The 17,197-nt window shown below is 70.9% G+C and carries 13 protein-coding genes; 3 read left to right on the top strand and 10 right to left on the bottom strand.

What is annotated here, in order from left to right:
* Window positions 1-2: 2 nt before the first annotated feature.
* The 4 genes from rapZ to uvrA form a co-directional block, all read right to left on the bottom strand.
* Window positions 3-929: an RNase adapter RapZ gene (gene rapZ, locus ACFZBB_RS21150; RefSeq protein ID WP_391124435.1), complete on the bottom strand. Its 927-nt coding sequence runs from the start codon at window positions 927-929 to the stop codon at window positions 3-5.
* The gene (uvrC, locus tag ACFZBB_RS21145; RefSeq protein WP_391124433.1) at window positions 926-3,019 is read right to left on the bottom strand and encodes an excinuclease ABC subunit UvrC; all 2,094 of its coding nucleotides are present in this window, start codon (window positions 3,017-3,019) and stop codon (window positions 926-928) included. Before uvrC ends, rapZ begins: the two co-directional genes overlap by 4 nt.
* A 112-nt stretch (window positions 3,020-3,131) precedes the next feature.
* Window positions 3,132-3,554 carry a Rieske 2Fe-2S domain-containing protein gene (locus ACFZBB_RS21140; RefSeq protein WP_391124430.1) on the bottom strand — a complete coding sequence of 141 codons (423 nt, stop codon included), beginning with the start codon at window positions 3,552-3,554 and terminating at the stop codon, window positions 3,132-3,134.
* 179 nt (window positions 3,555-3,733) lie between these two features.
* Window positions 3,734-6,724, bottom strand: coding sequence for an excinuclease ABC subunit UvrA (gene uvrA, locus ACFZBB_RS21135; RefSeq protein WP_391124427.1), 2,991 nt, complete (start codon window positions 6,722-6,724; stop codon window positions 3,734-3,736).
* Window positions 6,725-6,938: 214 nt separating this feature from the next.
* Here uvrA and ACFZBB_RS21130 point away from each other — a divergent pair, with 214 nt between their 5' ends.
* Window positions 6,939-7,667 carry a maleylpyruvate isomerase family mycothiol-dependent enzyme gene (locus tag ACFZBB_RS21130; protein WP_391124424.1) on the top strand — a complete coding sequence of 243 codons (729 nt, stop codon included), beginning with the start codon at window positions 6,939-6,941 and terminating at the stop codon, window positions 7,665-7,667.
* A gap of 26 nt (window positions 7,668-7,693) precedes the next feature.
* Entirely contained in the window at window positions 7,694-8,350 is a 657-nt protein-coding gene (locus ACFZBB_RS21125; RefSeq protein ID WP_391044077.1) for an MBL fold metallo-hydrolase, read from the top strand.
* 111 nt (window positions 8,351-8,461) lie between these two features.
* On the opposite strand, the gene ACFZBB_RS21120 is transcribed toward ACFZBB_RS21125, so the two are convergent.
* The 6 genes from ACFZBB_RS21120 to uvrB form a co-directional block, all read right to left on the bottom strand.
* Complete coding sequence (locus ACFZBB_RS21120) at window positions 8,462-9,142, bottom strand: DUF3761 domain-containing protein (RefSeq protein WP_391124421.1); 681 nt, start codon at window positions 9,140-9,142, stop codon at window positions 8,462-8,464.
* A gap of 101 nt (window positions 9,143-9,243) precedes the next feature.
* Window positions 9,244-10,266 carry a cytochrome c oxidase assembly protein gene (locus ACFZBB_RS21115; RefSeq protein WP_391124735.1) on the bottom strand — a complete coding sequence of 341 codons (1,023 nt, stop codon included), beginning with the start codon at window positions 10,264-10,266 and terminating at the stop codon, window positions 9,244-9,246.
* Between the two features lie 138 nt (window positions 10,267-10,404).
* Window positions 10,405-11,403, bottom strand: a complete 999-nt coding sequence (locus ACFZBB_RS21110; protein WP_391124419.1) for a TerC/Alx family metal homeostasis membrane protein — start codon at window positions 11,401-11,403, stop codon at window positions 10,405-10,407.
* Between the two features lie 202 nt (window positions 11,404-11,605).
* Entirely contained in the window at window positions 11,606-13,528 is a 1,923-nt protein-coding gene (locus ACFZBB_RS21105) for a TerD family protein (protein ID WP_391124417.1), read from the bottom strand.
* An 81-nt stretch (window positions 13,529-13,609) separates the two neighbouring features.
* Window positions 13,610-14,188 (bottom strand): TerD family protein, encoded by a 579-nt coding sequence (locus ACFZBB_RS21100; protein WP_355333929.1) that lies wholly within the window; start codon window positions 14,186-14,188, stop codon window positions 13,610-13,612.
* Between the two features lie 121 nt (window positions 14,189-14,309).
* Entirely contained in the window at window positions 14,310-16,406 is a 2,097-nt protein-coding gene (gene uvrB, locus ACFZBB_RS21095; protein WP_391124414.1) for an excinuclease ABC subunit UvrB, read from the bottom strand.
* A gap of 211 nt (window positions 16,407-16,617) precedes the next feature.
* Between uvrB and ACFZBB_RS21090 the strand changes: the two genes are divergently transcribed.
* Window positions 16,618-17,121 (top strand): methylated-DNA--[protein]-cysteine S-methyltransferase, encoded by a 504-nt coding sequence (locus ACFZBB_RS21090; RefSeq protein WP_391124732.1) that lies wholly within the window; start codon window positions 16,618-16,620, stop codon window positions 17,119-17,121.
* The last annotated feature ends 76 nt before the right edge of the window (window positions 17,122-17,197 follow it).

Raw genomic sequence — 17,197 nt, 5'->3', positions numbered from 1 at the left:
GATCACTCGCGCCCCATGTCCCTGTGCACTGTCACGGTCTCCACCCCATCCGCGGCCAGCCGTGCGGCCAGCCGTTCCGACATCGCCACGCTGCGGTGCTTGCCGCCCGTGCAGCCGACCGCGATCGTCACGTACCGCTTGCCCTCGCGCCGGTATCCGGCGGCGATGATGTGCAGCAACTCGGCGTAGCGGTCGAGGAATTCCTTCGCGCCCGGCTGGTTGAACACATACTGCGCCACCTCGTCGTTGAGCCCGGTGAAGGGCCGCAGCTCCGGCACCCAGTGCGGGTTGGGCAGGAAGCGGCAGTCCACCACCAGGTCGGCGTCGACGGGCAGGCCGTACTTGAATCCGAACGACATGACCGTGGCGCGGAGTTCCGGCTCCTCCTCGCCCGCGAACTGGGCGTCCAGTTTGGCGCGCAACTCGTGCACGTTGAGGCTGGAGGTGTCGATCACCAGGTCGGCGTCGCCGCGCAGCTCGCGCAGCAGGTCGCGCTCGGCCGCGATGCCGTCCACGATCCGGCCCGAGCCCTGGAGCGGGTGCGGCCGGCGGACCGACTCGAAGCGGCGGACCAGGGCCTCGTCGGAGGCTTCCAGATAGATGATCCGGCGCTTGACGCTGCGGGTCGCCAGGTCGGCGAGGGACTCGCGCAGATTGTCGAAGAAGCGGCGTCCGCGGACGTCCACGACCACGGCGATCCGGGCGACGTTGCCCTGCGAGCGCGCGCCGAGATCCACCATGGTGGGGATCAGCGCGGGCGGCAGATTGTCCACCACGAACCAGCCGAGGTCCTCCAGACACTTGGCCGCGGTGCTGCGGCCCGCTCCGGACATGCCGGAGATGATCACCAGTTCGGGGATGGCCTCCACGGCCTCCCCCACTCCGCCGGTTGTCACGTGCGTTCCGTCCTGTTCGTCCTGCTCACTCATGTGCTGATCCCCCGATGGTGGGACGGGTCCGCCCCGGGCGGGGCCCCGTCGGCCTCTTCGATGATCTCTCCTGTCGCGGTGTTCACCGCGGGTGGTGCGGCCGGAGCCGCGGCTGCCAGGGTCGCCGCGACCGTCTCCGCCGTACGGCGACCGATCCCCGGGACCTCGCAGATCTCCTCGATCGTCGCCGCCCGGAGCCGTTTCAGCGAGCCGAAGTGCTTCAGCAGCGCCTGCCTGCGGGTCTCGCCGAGCCCCGGCACGGAGTCCAGGGCGCCGGCCTTCATCGACTTGGAGCGCTTGCTGCGCTGGTACGAGATCGCGAAGCGGTGCGCCTCGTCGCGGACCCGCTGGAGCAGGTACAGGCCCTCGCTGGAGCGCGGCAGGATCACCGGGTCGTCGTCGCCGGGCAGCCAGACCTCTTCCAGGCGCTTGGCGAGGCCGCACACGGCGACGTCGTCTATGCCCAGCTCCTCCAGCGCGCGCCGGGCGGCGGCCACCTGCGGCTGTCCGCCGTCGACCACGACGAGCTGCGGCGGGTACGCGAATTTGCGCGGCCGTCCGGTGTCGGGGTCGATGGGGCCGGACGCCTGTTCCTCGTGGTCCACGGGAACATCGCCGTGGTTCGCGGGGACCTCGCCGGACTCGCCCTCCCACTCGCCGGTCTTCTGCTTCTCCAGCAGGTAGCGGCGGAAGCGGCGGGAGATCACCTCGTGCATCGACCGGACGTCGTCCTGCCCGGCGAAGGACTTGATCTGGAAGCGGCGGTACTCGCTCTTGCGGGCCAGCCCGTCCTCGAAGACCACCATGGACGCGACCACGTCGTCGCCCTGGAGGTGGCTGATGTCGTAGCACTCGATCCGCAGCGGCGCGGTGTCGAGGTCGAGCGCGGCGGCGATCTCCTCCAGCGCGCGGGAGCGGGTGGTGAGGTCGGAGGCGCGCTTGGTCTTGTGCAGCGCGAGGGCCTGCTGCGCGTTGCGCTGCACGGTGGCCATCAGGTCCTTCTTGTCGCCGCGCTGCGGTACGCGCAGGCTGACGTGCGAGCCGCGGCGGTCGCTGAGCCACTGCGCGACCGGCTCCGACGGTGCGGGCAGCGCCGGGACCAGCACCTCCTTGGGCACACCGCCGCTGCCGCCGGAGCGCTCGGCGTCGCCGCGCTCGTCGCCGTAGAGCTGCTGGAGGGCGTGCTCGACCAGGCCCGCGGTGTCGACCGCCTCGACCTTGTCGGTGACCCAGCCGCGCTGCCCGCGGACCCGGCCGCCGCGTACGTGGAAGATCTGCACGGCGGCTTCCAGTTCGTCCTCGGCGACGGCGATCAGGTCGGCGTCGGTGGCGTCGGCGAGCACCACCGCGTTCTTCTCCATGGCGCGGCGCAGCGCCTCCAGGTCGTCCCGCAGCCGGGCGGCCTGCTCGTACTCCATCTCGCTCGCCGCGTCCTTCATGCGCTGTTCCAGGCGGCGCAGGTAGGTGCCGGTGTGTCCGGCCATGAAGTCGCAGAATTCCTCGGCCAGTTCGCGGTGGTCGTCGGCGCTGATCCGGCCGACGCAGGGCGCGGAGCACTTGCCGATGTAGCCGAGCAGACAGGGGCGGCCGATCTGCGCGGAGCGCTTGAAGACCCCGGCGGAGCAGGTGCGGACCGGGAAGACCCGCAGCAGCAGGTCGACGGTCTCGCGGATCGCCCAGGCGTGCGCGTACGGACCGAAGTAGCGCACGCCCTTGCGCTTGGGGCCGCGCATGACCTGCACGCGCGGGAACTCCTCGTTCATCGTCACCGCGAGGGACGGATAGCTCTTGTCGTCGCGGTACTTGACGTTGAACCGCGGGTCGAACTCCTTGATCCAGGAGTATTCGAGCTGGAGGGCCTCCACCTCGGTGGAGACCACCGTCCACTCGACGGCCGCCGCGGTGGTCACCATCGTGGCGGTCCGCTGGTGGAGGTTGGTGATGTCCTGGAAGTACGAGGAAAGCCGCTGGCGCAGGCTCTTCGCCTTGCCGACGTAGATCACCCGGCCGTGCTCGTCCCGGAACTTGTAGACCCCCGGGGAGTCGGGGATCTGGCCCGGCTTCGGTCGGTAGCTGCTGGGGTCCGCCATGTCTCCCACCCTACTGGCGGGATGCGACATTCCCGGGCCAGGCCGGGCAGTGCCGACCGGTGCGGATGCCGGCGGCCGGGACCGCCGGTTCGCGGGGCCGGGCTGCCGGTGGTCAGCTCGCCGGGCCGGCGGTGAGCTTGCCGCCGGAGGCGGTGACCTGCACGGCGGGCAGCGGCTTGGTCGCCGGGCCCTGGAGCACGGCGCCGGTGTCCGCGTCGAACTGGCTGCCGTGGCAGGCGCAGGTGATCGTGGTGCCGTCCACCGAGGTGACGACGCAGCCCGCGTGCGTGCAGACCGCGCTGAACGCCTTGAAGGTGCCCTCCTTCGGCTGTGCCACGACCACCTTGTCGTTCCGGTAGAGCTTGGCGCCGCCGACCGGTACCTCGGTGGCGGCGCCCAACTCCACGGCTTTGGTGGGTCCGTCGGACGAACCGCCACCGGAGCCGCCGCACGCGGTGAGGCCGAGCCCGGCGGCTCCGGCCAGGGCCGCGCCTCGCAGGACGGTACGGCGGCAGGCGGGCAGTTCGGTGGTCATGGGCGCTCCAGATCGGGGAGGTGGGGAGGTCTCGCGACCCGTAACCCTACGTCCCCCACCTGTCCGCTTCCTCTGTGCCACTCCCGGACGGCCACTCCCGGACGGCCACTGCCTGACGACCGCGCCTTGACGGCGTGCCGCCGTGCCCGCGCCGACCCGTCCCTTGACCCTCCGCGGTGCTACGCCTTGCCCGCCGTCCGCTTGCGCGGCGCCGGGGTCTTCTTCGCGGCGGCCGTCGTGCCCTTCTTGGCCGCGGCGGCCGTCCCCGTGGCCTTCTTGGGGGCGGGTACCCGCTTCTTGGGCGCGGGCACCGACGCGTCGCTGATCCGCTCCGCACCCAGGACGTCCCGCAGGAACTTGCCGGTGTGGCTGGCCGGGACGGCCGCGATCTGCTCGGGGGTGCCCTCGGCGACGACCAGTCCGCCGCCGTTGCCGCCCTCGGGGCCCATGTCGACCACCCAGTCGGCGGTCTTGATGACATCGAGATTGTGCTCGATGACGATCACGGTGTTGCCCTTGTCGACCAGGCCCTGGAGCACCTTGATCAGCTTGCTGATGTCCTCGAAGTGCAGACCGGTGGTCGGCTCGTCCAGGACGTAGACCGTACGGCCGGTGGAGCGCTTCTGAAGCTCGGAGGCGAGCTTCACGCGCTGCGCCTCGCCGCCGGACAGCGTCGGCGCGGACTGCCCCAGGCGTACGTATCCCAGGCCGACCTCGTAGAGCGTGCGCAGGTGCCGGGCGATGGCGGGCACCGCCTCGAAGAAGTCCAGCGCCTCCTCGATCGGCATCTCCAGCACCTCGGCGATGGACTTGCCCTTGTAGTGCACTTCCAGCGTCTCGCGGTTGTAGCGGGCGCCGTGGCAGACCTCGCACGGGACATAGACGTCCGGCAGGAAGTTCATCTCGATCTTGATCGTGCCGTCACCCGAGCAGTTCTCGCAGCGACCGCCCTTGACGTTGAAGGAGAAGCGGCCGGGCAGATAGCCGCGGACCTTCGCCTCCATCGTCTCCGCGAAGAGCCGCCGCACATGGTCGAAGACACCGGTGTACGTGGCCGGGTTGGAGCGCGGGGTGCGGCCGATCGGCGACTGGTCGACGTGCACGACCTTGTCCACCAGGTCGTCGCCGTCCACCCGGGTGTGCCGGCCGGGGACGCTGCGCGCCCCGTTCAGCTCGCGGGCCAGGTGGGTGTAGAGGATGTCGTTGACCAGCGTCGACTTGCCGGAGCCGGAGACGCCGGTGACGGCGGTGAGCACACCGAGCGGGAAGGACACGTCGATGTCCTGGAGATTGTGCTCGCGGGCACCGTGCACGGTCAGCCGCCGCTTGCGGTCGATCGGGCGGCGTACGTCGGGGGTGACGATGACGCGCTTGCCCGAGAGGTACTGCCCGGTCAGCGACTCCTCGTTGACCAGCAGCTCCTTCAGCGAGCCGGAGTGCACCACCTTGCCGCCGTGCTCACCGGCGCCGGGGCCGATGTCGACCACCCAGTCGGCGGTCTTGATGGTGTCCTCGTCGTGCTCGACGACGATCAGCGTGTTGCCCAGGTCCCGCAGCCGTACCAGGGTCTCGATCAGCCGGTGGTTGTCGCGCTGGTGCAGGCCGATCGACGGCTCGTCCAGCACGTACAGCACGCCGACCAGGCCCGAGCCGATCTGGGTGGCGAGCCGGATGCGCTGGGCCTCGCCGCCGGACAGGGTGCCCGCGGCGCGGTTGAGCGAGAGGTAGTCCAGGCCGACGTCGACCAGGAACTTCAGCCGCTCGTTGACCTCCTTGAGCACCCGCTCGGCGATCTTCTTGTCGCGGGCGTCCAGTTTCATCCCGCCGAGGAACTCGGCGCAGTCGCTGATCGACATGGCGGAGACGTCCGCGATGGAGCGGTCCTGGACGGTGACGGCCAGCACGATCGGCTTGAGCCTGCTGCCGTGGCAGGTGGGACAGGGCACCTCGCGCATGTACCCCTCGAAGCGCTCCCGGCTGGAGTCGCTCTCGGAGTCCTGGTGCCGCCGCTTCACGAACGGGATGGCGCCCTCGAAATGCGCGTTGTACGCGCGCTCGCGGCCGTACCTGTTCTTGTACGCGACCCTGACCTCGGCCTTGTGGCCGTAGAGCAGCGCCTTCTTCGCGCGGGCGGGCAGCCCGGCCCAGGGGATGTCGGTCCTGAAGCCCAGCTCCCCCGCGAGACCTTCGACCAGCCGCTCGAAGTAGCCCTTGGACATGCCGCCGGTCCAGGGCGCGATGGCGCCCTCGGCCAGGGACTTCTCCTCGTCGGGGACGATCAGCTCCGGGTCGACCTCCATGCGGGAGCCGATGCCGGTGCAGTCGGGACAGGCGCCGAAGGGCGAGTTGAAGGAGAAGGAGCGCGGCTCCAGCTCCTCGAAGGACAGGTCGTCGTACGGGCAGTACAGGTGCTCGGAGAACATCCGCTCGCGCTGCGGGTCGTCCTCGGGCAGGTCGACGAAGTCCAGGATGACCATGCCGCCGGACAGGCCGAGCGCGGTCTCGACGGAGTCCGTGAGGCGGCGCTTGGCGCTGTCCTTCACCGTGAGGCGGTCGATGACCACCTCGATGGTGTGCTTCTCCTGCTTCTTCAGCTTGGGCGGGTCGGTGAGCTGGATCGTGGCCCCGTCGACCCGGGCACGGCTGTAGCCCTTGGTCTGGAGGTCGCCGAAGAGGTCGACGAATTCGCCCTTGCGCTCACGGACCAGCGGGGAGAGCACCTGGAAGCGGCTGCCCTCCTCCAGCTCCAGCACCCGGTCGACGATGGCCTGCGGCGACTGCCGGGAGATCGGGCGGGCGCACTCGGGGCAGTGCGGCTTGCCGATCCTGGCGAAGAGCAGCCGGAGGTAGTCGTAGACCTCGGTGATGGTGCCCACCGTCGAGCGCGGGTTGCGCGAGGTGGACTTCTGGTCGATGGAGACCGCCGGGGACAGGCCCTCGATGAAGTCCACATCGGGCTTGTCCATCTGGCCGAGGAACTGGCGGGCGTAGGAGGAGAGCGACTCGACGTACCGGCGCTGCCCCTCGGCGAAGATCGTGTCGAAGGCGAGGGAGGACTTGCCCGATCCGGACAGCCCTGTGAACACGATGAGGGAGTCCCGCGGCAGGTCGAGCGACACGTTCTTCAGATTGTGCTCGCGAGCGCCACGGACGGTGAGTCGATCGGCCACGCCAGTGCGCACCTTTCATAGAGACGGGGGGAGAGTCGGCACCCCCAGTCAGCCTAAACGGGGTGCGCTCGGGTTTTCTTCCGGTTCGCCGCGTTCTCAGAAGTTGCGACACACCGACCATATAGCACGTGCATTCGATTTACGGGCGCGCTCTGCCCACTTCACCCGATCGTGTGTCCTGCGCGAGCGCGGGGTGACGCGCTAGCGTCGGTACGTGACCGAACAACGACCGGATCCCGTACTCGATGCGGTTGCCGTCCGGGAAGCCACCGAGCGATTCGTCGCCGCGGTGTCCGCGCTCCCCGCCGACGGCGTCGCCGAACCCTCGCTGCTGCCCGGCTGGAGCCGCGGGCATCTGCTGACCCATGTCGCCCGCAATGCCGACGCCCTGGCCAATCTGCTGATCTGGGCGGGGACCGGCGTGGAGACTCCGATGTACGCGGACGCGACATCCCGCGACCGGGCCATCGAGGAGGGCGCGGGCCGTCCCCTCGACGACCACCTCGCCGATCTGCGGGCCTCGGCGGAGCGGTTCGAGCGGGCCGCCGCGCAGGTGCCGCCGTCCGGCTGGGCGACGCAGGTCACGCTGCGCTCCGGCCGGGTGATCGCCGCCGCCGAGGTCCCCTGGCGGCGACTGGGCGAGGTGTGGCTGCACCTGGTCGACCTCGGCATCGGCACCACCACCGCCGACCTGCCCGCCGACTTCGCCACCCGTGAGCTGGCCTCCCTCGCCGACGGCCTCACCGGGCACGAGGGCATCGCCGCGGTCCGCCTTGAGGACACCGAGTCCGGCGCGTCCTGGACCATCGGCGCCGCCGCGGAACCCGACCTCACCGTCAGCGCTGCCACCCGCCCCCTGCTGGCCTGGGTCTCCGGCCGCGGCCCGTACGAGGGCCTGACCGTGACCCCCGACGGCCCGCTCCCCGTACTGCCTCCGCTCTAGACACCCCGAGCCTCTAGGCTGGCGGCATGGCGTACAGCGGAGAAGTGACGGTGGGCGGGACCCCCGACGTGCATGAACTGGAAGACCTGATCATCACCAAGGTCGCGGTCGGGCCGATGAACAACAACGCGTACGTGTTGCGCTGCCGGGCCACCGACGAGCAGCTTCTGATCGACGCGGCCAACGACGCGCAGACGCTGCTGGAGGTCGTCGGCGACGCCGGGCTCGGCGCCGTCGCGACCACCCACCAGCACGGCGACCACTGGCAGGCACTGCGCGCGGTGATCGACGCGACCGGCGCGCGTACCTACGCGGGCCGCGAGGACACGGTGGGCATCCCGGTCCCCACCGATGTGGCGCTGGACGACGGCGACACCGTGACCTTCGGCCGCGTCAGCCTCACCGCGCGGCACCTGGTCGGCCACACCCCGGGCAGCATCGCCTTCGTCTACGACGACCCGCACGGCGCCCCGCACGTCTTCACCGGCGACTGCCTCTTCCCGGGCGGCGTCGGCAACACGCACGACGACCCGGCCGCCTTCACCTCGCTCCTCGACGACGTCACGGCCAAGCTCTTCGACGTGCTCCCGGACGAGACCTGGGTCTACCCCGGCCACGGCAACGACACGACCCTCGGCGCCGAGCGCCCCCACCTCAAGGAATGGCGCGAGCGCGGCTGGTAGCAGTCGGCGCGCACACCCCGGACCGGCGGGGGCGAGCAGCGGATTGCCGTCGGCTCGCCCCCGCCGCGCGCTCCGCCGGGTGTCCGTACGGTCGCCGTACGGCCGGGCGGGCTACTTGTACCAGACGGCCACGCCGTGGTGGTGCGAGCACGTGCCCCGGTGGTGCTGCGAGTAGGACAGGGTGCCGTCGTTGCAGAGGGCGGTGGCGCCGTCGTGGTCGTTGACCGGGGGCTCGGTGTACCCGACGGTCGGCTTCGGCTTGGGTTTCGGCTTGGGCTTCGGGGTCGGCTTGTGGGTGACGGTGGTGGGGCGGGGCTTGGGCGTCGCCTTGTGCGTGGCGGTCGGCGACGGCGCCGGGGTGCGGGTGACCGTGGGTGTGGGTGACGGCGCCGGGGTGCCGTCCGCGGGCGGGCAGATCTCGGCGATCTTGACGACGGCGAGGTCGACCGGGTCGGACAGAGCCGCGGGCCCCTGGCCGGGCTGCTGGAAGCACACCTTCCAGTCGCCGTCCGAGACCTGGGTGCGCTCGGCCCCCGTCGCGTCGTGCGCGGCGATCTGGGTGAACCCGGCGTCGTTGGCCATGGTGCGCGCGGCGAGCAGCGGCATCCCGGTCAGGTTGGGCAGTTGGCCGGTGAGCGCGGCCTCCGTGGTGGTGGGCGCGGCCGTGGGTGTGGCCGAGACCGAGGCGGCGGCGCCCGATATGTCGTCGGTCCCCCCGTCGCCGTCGCATCCCGCGAGCGCGAGCCCCGCGACGGCCAGTAAACAGGCAGCGGTGATGGCACGTTGACGCAATTTGTCCCCCCAGGACAGGTATGAGGGGGAGAGCGTGACACGCGCCGACTCGTGACGTGGTGCCCGTAACGCAGTTGTGACCCCGAGCCGCCGCGGACCGCTCAGCGACCGCGCCGCATGCGCTCGCCGACCTCGCCCTGATCGGTCTCCCACCAGGGGCGGGTCATCTCCGGAACGGGGCCGGAGGCAGGCGCGGCGGCGGAGGCGGGGGCCTTCGTCGAGGCGGACGCGGCACCGGCACCAGCGGCGGCACCAGCACTGGCACCGGACATCGCGACGACGGCCTCGCGGTCCAGCCGTGCGTCGAGTTCCGCCGTCTTCTCCCGCTCGGCCCGCCACCACTCGAAGAAGACCAGGATCAGGAAGGGCAGCGCGACGAGTTCGGCGAGGGTGAGCATCAGGCCGCCGCCGAGCATCTGGTCGTGCTGGACGCTCGGCCCCCAGGAGCGCGGGTGCGCGGTGTACCAGTGCCCGGCCACCAGCGTGCCGCTGGTCATGACGACGATGCCGGGCACGGAGTCGAAGAGCCCGTCGAAGAAGACCAGCGCGGCCCTGACCGGGTGGCCGCACCAGGACGGCAGGAGGTCCTGACGGCTGAGCATCGGCAGCACGAACAGGCAGCCGGTGAGCAGCAGTTGGAGGTGCATGAGCTGGAGCACGAGCCCGTTGCCGAGGGCGGTGGAGAAGTACGGCGTGAAGTAGATCGTCAGCTCGGAGGCGAGCACCAGCACCGAGCTGACCAGCGGATACATCAGCAGTCGTACCGTACGGCCGGTGAAGGCGCGGCGCAGTCGGCTGTCGGGGGCGGCGAGCGCGAGCGGGTCGCCGAGCGCCAGGCCGAGCGGGGCGAAGAGGTCGAGCAGGATGTTCTGCACGGCGGCGGGCCAGAACAGCACCCGATCGTAGACGGCGAGCGAGGACATCGTCGCGACGACGAGGGTGCCGAGGCCGAGGACGTAGAACGCGGCGGTGCGCCACAGCGGCCACCGCTCCCCCGCGCGCCGCTTGCGCCGTACGCCCAGCGCGTACGCGACGCCGAGCAGGACGACGGCAGTGAGCGCGACGGCGTCCAGCCGCCAGGCGTCGAAGAACCGCGCGCCGGTCAGCTCGGGAAGGACCACCATGCCGCTCGCCACCATCCGCGCCTTCCCACATGCCACGCACAACCGCTCCGTTATGAGGGCCACGGTAGCCCTCGTGACGGAGCGGTCTGCGCGAAGGGTCGGTACGAAGGGAGTGCGGAGGGGGTGCGGAGGGACCGGTCAGCGGACCGGCGTCGCGGGGCGCTCCTCGTCCTCGGAGACGGCGGCCTCGGCCTCCGCCTGCCGCTTGGAGGCGACCAGGCTGGTGGCGGTGGTGACCGCGAGGACGAGGACGATGACACCGAGCGAGACGGGGATGGAGATCTCCGGCACGTGCACACCGGACTCGTGCAACGCGTGCAGCACCAGTTTGACGCCGATGAAGCCGAGGATCACCGACAGCCCGTACGACAGGTGGACCAGCTTCTTGAGCAGGCCGCCGATCAGGAAGTAGAGCTGACGCAGGCCCATCAGGGCGAAGGCGTTGGCGGTGAAGACGATGTACGGGTCCTGGGTGAGGCCGAAGATCGCGGGGATCGAGTCGAGCGCGAAGAGCACGTCGGTGGTGCCGATGGCGAGCATCACGACGAGCATCGGCGTCATCAGCCGCTTGCCGTTCTCCATGATGAACAGCCGGGTGCCGTGGTACTTGTCGGTGGACGGTACGCGCTTCTCGACCGCCTTGAGCAGCCGGTTCTCCTCGAATTCCTCGTCCTCGTCGTCCGAACGGGCGTCCTGGATGAGCTTCCAGGCGGTCCAGATGAGGAAGGCGCCGAAGATGTAGAAGACCCACGAGAAGCTGGCGATGATCGCCGCGCCGCCCGCGATGAACACCGCGCGGAGCACCAGCGCTATCAGCACGCCTACCAGCAGTACGCGCTGCTGGTACTGGGACGGCACCGCGAATTTGGACATGATCAGGACGAAGACGAAGAGGTTGTCGACACTCAGCGACTTCTCGGTGATGTAACCGGCGAAGAACTCGCCCGCGGGCTGACCGCCGGAGAAGACGAGCAGGCCGAGTCCGAAGAGCCCGGCGAGTACGACCCAGACGATCGTCCAGGCCCCTGCCTCCTTGACGGAGACGTCGTGCGGGGTGCGGCCGATGACGAAGTCAACGGCGATCAGGGCGATCAGTCCGGCGAGGGTGAGCGCCCAGAGGGCGAGGGAGACATCCACAGGTCCTCCGGCAATTCGATACGGCAACTGTCAGCGTCGTCGGTGCCGGAGGTCCCCACCAGTTGAGCCCGTTCAGGGGAGGTTTCACTCCGCACCAAGAACAGTACACGAATTACCCAAGAGTTAGTAAAGAATCGCACAAGCGTGCAGGTCAGAGCCGCAAAGCCGGTAACGCACCGGCGCAGGACCCGGCACGACCTGGTCAGGGGCCGTAGGCCGGGCGGGCCGCCGCGATCTCCCTGAGCACCTGCGTGAGCACCTGGCTGCCCGGCGGCACCAGCGACGGCTCGAACGTCCAGGCGTGCCCCACCCACGGGTCGGCCAGGTGGTCGCTGGGCAGCGGGGTGAGCCGCAGCAGCGAGCGCCACAGCGGATCGAGCACCGGTCCGTACGCGGACGCGTCCTCGCGGTCGGCGACCAGCAGCAGGTGCACCCCGGCGCGCGGTCCCTCGTCGGCGAGATAGCGCAGTTGGGTGACCGCCCGGTCGTCGAAGCCGTACGGGAACTCGTTGACGATCAGAAGCTGCTCGGCGGTGTCGAAGCCGGGCGGCAGCGAGTCGGCGGCGCCGCCGCGCAGCGCCATCTGGAGCAGATCGACGCGTTCGGTCAGCCGGTTCAGCACCTCGCCGACCCCGGCCGCGCCCCCGGCCGACGGCATCAGCACGGCGCCGCTGCCGGTGAGCGGGGCGAGCGCGGCGGAGCCCGAGCCCGCGGGGTCGAGGGCGTGCACCACGAAACCGCCCACCGGGTACGAGGCGAGCAGCCGGGCGGCGATCGCCACGGCGGTGTCCATGGCGGCCCTGCGGTCCTCCTCGCTGTCGATCCACAGACCGCGGTCCAGCGGCAGCCGGGCCAGCAGCGGGATGCGCAGTTCGGGCGCTTCGGGCAGGTAGAGGCCGCCGAGCCGTACGGCGAGCGGCGGCTGGTCGGGCACCCGGTAGGCGTGCCACACCGGATTCTCCCAGCCGGCGAAGGCGGCGGGCAGCGCGGGCTCGACGACCTCGGCCTCGGCGACGAGCTGCGCGATGTCCCGGTCGAGTACGGCGCGGGCCTGGTCGACCAGCGCGAACTGCCGGGCCTGCGCCTGGTCGCGGGCGGCGTCCGCGGCCTGTCCGCCGCGGGTCGCGGGGTCGGCGAGCAGCCGGTCGAGCTCCTGCTCGAAGCGGGACTCGGCGAAGTCCACCGCGCTGCGGTAGGCGGCGATGGTGCGGGCCAGGTCCTCGAACATGCCCCACACCTGATTGTGCAGCCGCTCCTCCATCGTCCAGCCGGAGGCGTCGCCCGCGACGGGGACGGGCGGGGTGCCGGGCTGCCCGTCGGAGGACGGCCGCGGCGCGGCGGGCGGAGCGTCGTACGGCGAGCCCGGCCGACCCTGGGCCGGTCCCTGAGCGGGCGGGGGCGGCGCGGTGGCGGCGGCCTTGCGCCGCGGGTGCCGGTAGTCGACCGGTCCTGAGGACGCGGTTGTCTGGCCGTCGCCCGGAGCGGCGGCCGGGGCCGCGGTTTCCGGCCGGGGCGGCGGGACCGTACGCGGCGCGGCGGGCAGGTCGATCGAGCGGGACAGCTCGCGCCCCACCGCCTCGTCGATGCCCGCGGCCACCCCGGCGGGCTCCGGGACACCCTGGTCGAGCAGCAGCGCGGGCAGACCGCCCTCGTACCCCTGGCCGACGGCGCGCACCTTCCAGGCGCCCTGCCGCCGGTACAGCTCGATGGCCAGCAGGGCCGTCTCGGGGCCGAGGCCGGTCATGGTGAATCCGGCGATGGCCTCGCCCTCGGTGGTGGTGACGGCGAGATGCGGGGCGGGGGCGGCGCCGAAGGCGGCGGGCGCGCCGGGGCGGCCCGCGGCGCCCGGCAGGGCGAGCAGTACGTGCACCCGGTGCACCTGCGGCGGCATCGCGCCGAGGTCCACCGCGAGCCGGTGCTCGGCGGCGGCCTGCCGGGGCACCTCGACGCCGGGGAGCTGCGGCGCGCCGGGGTGCGCCAGCCACTCCGAGGAGTCGCCGACGACTCGCCCCCGCTCGTCCCCGAGGGTGACCGCGGCCACCACCGGGGTGCCCGCCGACACCCGGATCTCCATCCGGGTGCCCGGCAGCGGATGGTTCTGTCCCCGGACCAGTTCGGCCGTCATGTCCGCCGCCCCCCGTTCCCGTTATGCGTGTGTACGTGTTCCGGCCCGCGGGCCGGGGGCCGCGTCAGCGGCCGTGCGGCCTCAGAGCGCCGGCAGAATGGCCGGGATGAGGTCCTGGAACGTCCGGCCGTTGGCCGCCGTGCCGATGGCCGTCATCGACCAGCCGGTCGCGCCGCGCTGCACCTTGGCCATGATCTGCGCCGTGTACTGGCCGCCGCCGGTCAGCGTGTAGCGGGCCAGCTCCTGCCCGTTGGTCTCGTCGACCAGGCGGCAGAACGCGTTCTGCACCTCGGCGAAGGTCTGGCCGGTGAAGGAGTTCACCGTGAAGACGATCTGGTCGACATGGACCGGTACGCGCTGGAGGTCGACGATGATCGACTCGTCGTCGCCGCCCTGGCCCGCGCCGCCGACCAGATTGTCACCGGTGTGCCGGACCGAGCCGTCGTCGCTGGTCAGGTGCTGGAAGAACACCACGTCGACCGGCTGCTTGTCCGCGAAGAGCACGGCCGAGGCGTCCAGGTCGATCTCCCGGGTGCGGGACCCGAAGAGTCCGCGGCGCGGCGCGGCCTGCCAGCCCAGCCCCATCCGGATCGCCGTCAGCGTCCCTCCGTCGGACTTGCTCAGGCTGATCTTCTGGCCCTTGGTCATGTTGACCGTCACGCGCTGTCCCCTCTCACCCGTATGTGCGGTTGTCCCGCACCCTAACAAGACGCCGCGCAACGGTATCCCGGTTCGCCGCGTGGCGATTCCTGGCGAACACCGGCCGGTCGCCGGTCCCGCGTCACGCCATTCCCGCTTCTCTCATCTGGCGCAACTCCTTCTTCAGCTCGCCCAGTTCGTCCCTGAGCCGGGCGGCCACCTCGAATTGCAGCTCGTCGGCCGCCGCGTGCATCTGGTCGGTGAGCTGAGCGATCAGGTCGGCCAGCTCCTCGGCGGGCAGCGACTTCGCACCGCGCTTCTCGCCCGCGCGGGCGGACAGTCCTGGCACCGGCGCCTTGCCCCGCGAGCGCTGCCGCCCGGAGCCCAGCAGCTCCTCGGTGTCGGCGTCCTCGCGGGCGAAGGAGTCCAGGATTCCGGCGATCTTCTTCCGCAGCGGCTGCGGGTCGACGCCGCGTTCCTTGTTGTACGCGATCTGCTTCTCGCGGCGGCGGTTGGTCTCCTCGATGGCCTTCTCCATCGCCGGGGTGATCCGGTCCGCGTACATGTGGACCTGGCCCGACACGTTACGGGCGGCGCGGCCGATGGTCTGGATCAGCGAGGTGCCCGAGCGCAGGAAGCCCTCCTTGTCGGCGTCGAGGATCGCGACCAGCGACACCTCGGGCAGGTCGAGACCCTCACGCAGCAGGTTGATGCCGACCAGGACGTCGTACTCACCGGCCCGCAGTTCGCGCAGCAGCTCGACGCGGCGCAGGGTGTCGATGTCGCTGTGCAGATACCGCACCTGGATGCCCAGTTCGAGCAGGTAGTCGGTGAGGTCCTCGGACATCTTCTTGGTGAGGGTGGTGACCAGGACGCGCTCGTCCTTCTCCGTGCGCAGCCGGATCTCGTGCACCAGGTCGTCGATCTGGCCCTCGGTGGGCTTGACGATGACCTCGGGGTCGACCAGGCCGGTCGGGCGGATGATCTGCTCGACCACGCCGTCGCCGCGGGACAGCTCGTACTTGCCGGGTGTCGCGGACAGGTAGACGGTCTGGCCGACGCGGGTCAGGAACTCCTCCCACTTCAGCGGCCGGTTGTCGAGCGCGGACGGCAGCCGGAAGCCGTGGTCGACCAGAGTGCGCTTGCGGGACGCGTCGCCCTCGTACATCGCGCCGATCTGCGGCACGGTGACGTGCGACTCGTCGATGACCAGCAGGAAGTCCTCGGGGAAGTAGTCGATGAGGGTGTCGGGCGCGGAGCCCTGCTCGCGGCCGTCGATGTGCCGTGAGTAGTTCTCGATGCCGGAGCAGGTGCCGATCTGCCGCATCATCTCGATGTCGTACGTGGTGCGCATCCGCAGCCGCTGGGCCTCCAGCAGCTTGCCCTGCTTCTCCATCAGGGCGAGCTGGCCCTCCAGCTCCTTCTCGATGCCCGCGATGGCGCGTTCCATCCGCTCGGGGCCCGCGACGTAGTGGGTGGCGGGGAAGACGTAGATCTGCCGGTCCTCGGTGATTACCTCGCCGGTGAGCGGGTGCAGTGTGTAGAGCGCCTCGATCTCGTCGCCGAACATCTCGATGCGGACGGCCAGTTCCTCGTAGACCGGGAAGATCTCGATGGTGTCGCCGCGCACCCGGAAGGTGCCGCGGGCGAAGGCCACGTCGTTGCGCGCGTACTGGATGTCGACGAATTTCCGCAGGAGCTGGTCGCGGTCGATGACGTCGCCGACATTGAGCCGCACCATGCGGTCGATGTACTCCTGCGGGGTGCCGAGGCCGTAGATGCAGGACACGGAGGCGACCACGACGACATCGCGCCGGGTCAGCAGCGAATTGGTGGTGGAGTGCCGCAGCCGCTCCACCTCCTCGTTGATCGAGGAGTCCTTCTCGATGTACGTGTCCGTCTGCGGGACGTACGCCTCCGGCTGGTAGTAGTCGTAGTACGAGACGAAGTACTCGACCGCGTTGTTCGGCAGCAGCTCGCGGAATTCGTTGGCGAGCTGGGCGGCGAGCGTCTTGTTCGGCGCCATGACCAGGGTGGGGCGCTGGAGCCGCTCGATCATCCACGCGGTGGTGGCGGACTTGCCCGTACCGGTCGCGCCGAGCAGCACGACGTCCTGCTCGTCACCGCGGATCCGCTTCTCGAGGTCGTCGATGGCGGTGGGCTGGTCGCCGCTGGGCTGGTAGGGGCTGACGACCTCGAAGGGCGCCACACTGCGTTCGATGTCTGATACGGGCCGCATGTCACCACCGTACGACCCACCACCGACAATCGTCCGGGCCCGGACGGGCGGGCCGCCTCCGGGGCGGCCACTTCCCCTCGTGTGACTGTCCGGTCACTTCCGGTGACGGCCCGTCCGCCGGCCGTGCCTCCCGGGCGGATCGCGGCGGCGGGGCGTTGTCGGACCCCCGATCTAGGCTGGCCGCGTGACGAACGACACTGCCTGGACGGTCATGGAGACCCCGATCGGGCCGCTGCTGCTGGCGGCGACCGACGAGGGGCTGGTCAATGTCGGTTTCCGGGCGGACGAGGCGACGGTACGGCGCGCGGTGGCGTCGATGGGGCGGCGGCTGGGCGGCGAGCCGGTCGAGGACGCGGCCCGGCTGGCGCCGGTCACCGAGCAGATGGAGGCGTACTTCGCGGGCTCGCTCAAGGAGTTCTCGCTCGCTCTGGACTGGTCGCTGATCACCGGCTTCAACCGCCGGGTGCTGCGCGAGCTGGCGGCCGGAGTGCCGTACGGCACGGTCGTCGGGTACCAGGACCTGGCCGACCGGGTGGGCGAGCGGGGGGCGGCCCGCGCGGTCGGGACGGCGATGGGCGCCAATCCGATACCGCTGGTGGTGCCGTGCCACCGGGTGGTGGAGAGCGACGGCGGCATAGGCGGCTTCGGCGGCGGCCTGGAGATCAAGCGGACGCTGCTGGCGCTGGAGGGCGTGCTGCCCGCACCGCTGTTCTGATGATCTGAGCAGGGCTCCGTCCGTCCGACCCCGCGCCGCGCGGCGGTCCCGTACGACCGACTCCGCACCGCGTGCC

This window comes from Streptomyces sp. NPDC008139 (assembly GCF_042957025.1).
Classification (GTDB): domain Bacteria; phylum Actinomycetota; class Actinomycetes; order Streptomycetales; family Streptomycetaceae; genus Actinacidiphila.
Note: the sequence above shows the minus strand (reverse complement) of the source record. Positions and strands in the feature narration are given on the sequence as shown.

Bases quoted from the DNA above. Each gene is read 5' to 3' on its own strand.
- rapZ (WP_391124435.1), bottom strand. From the start codon at position 929: ATGAGTGAGCAGGACGAACAGGACGGAACGCACGTGACAACCGGCGGA.
- uvrC (WP_391124433.1), bottom strand. From the start codon at position 3,019: ATGGCGGACCCCAGCAGCTACCGACCGAAGCCGGGCCAGATCCCCGAC.
- ACFZBB_RS21140 (WP_391124430.1), bottom strand. From the start codon at position 3,554: ATGACCACCGAACTGCCCGCCTGCCGCCGTACCGTCCTGCGAGGCGCG.
- ACFZBB_RS21125 (WP_391044077.1), top strand. From the start codon at position 7,694: ATGGCGTACAGCGGAGAAGTGACGGTGGGCGGGACCCCCGACGTGCAT.
- ACFZBB_RS21115 (WP_391124735.1), bottom strand. From the start codon at position 10,266: ATGGTGGTCCTTCCCGAGCTGACCGGCGCGCGGTTCTTCGACGCCTGG.
- ACFZBB_RS21105 (WP_391124417.1), bottom strand. From the start codon at position 13,528: ATGACGGCCGAACTGGTCCGGGGACAGAACCATCCGCTGCCGGGCACC.
- uvrB (WP_391124414.1), bottom strand. From the start codon at position 16,406: ATGCGGCCCGTATCAGACATCGAACGCAGTGTGGCGCCCTTCGAGGTC.
- ACFZBB_RS21090 (WP_391124732.1), top strand. From the start codon at position 16,618: ATGGAGACCCCGATCGGGCCGCTGCTGCTGGCGGCGACCGACGAGGGG.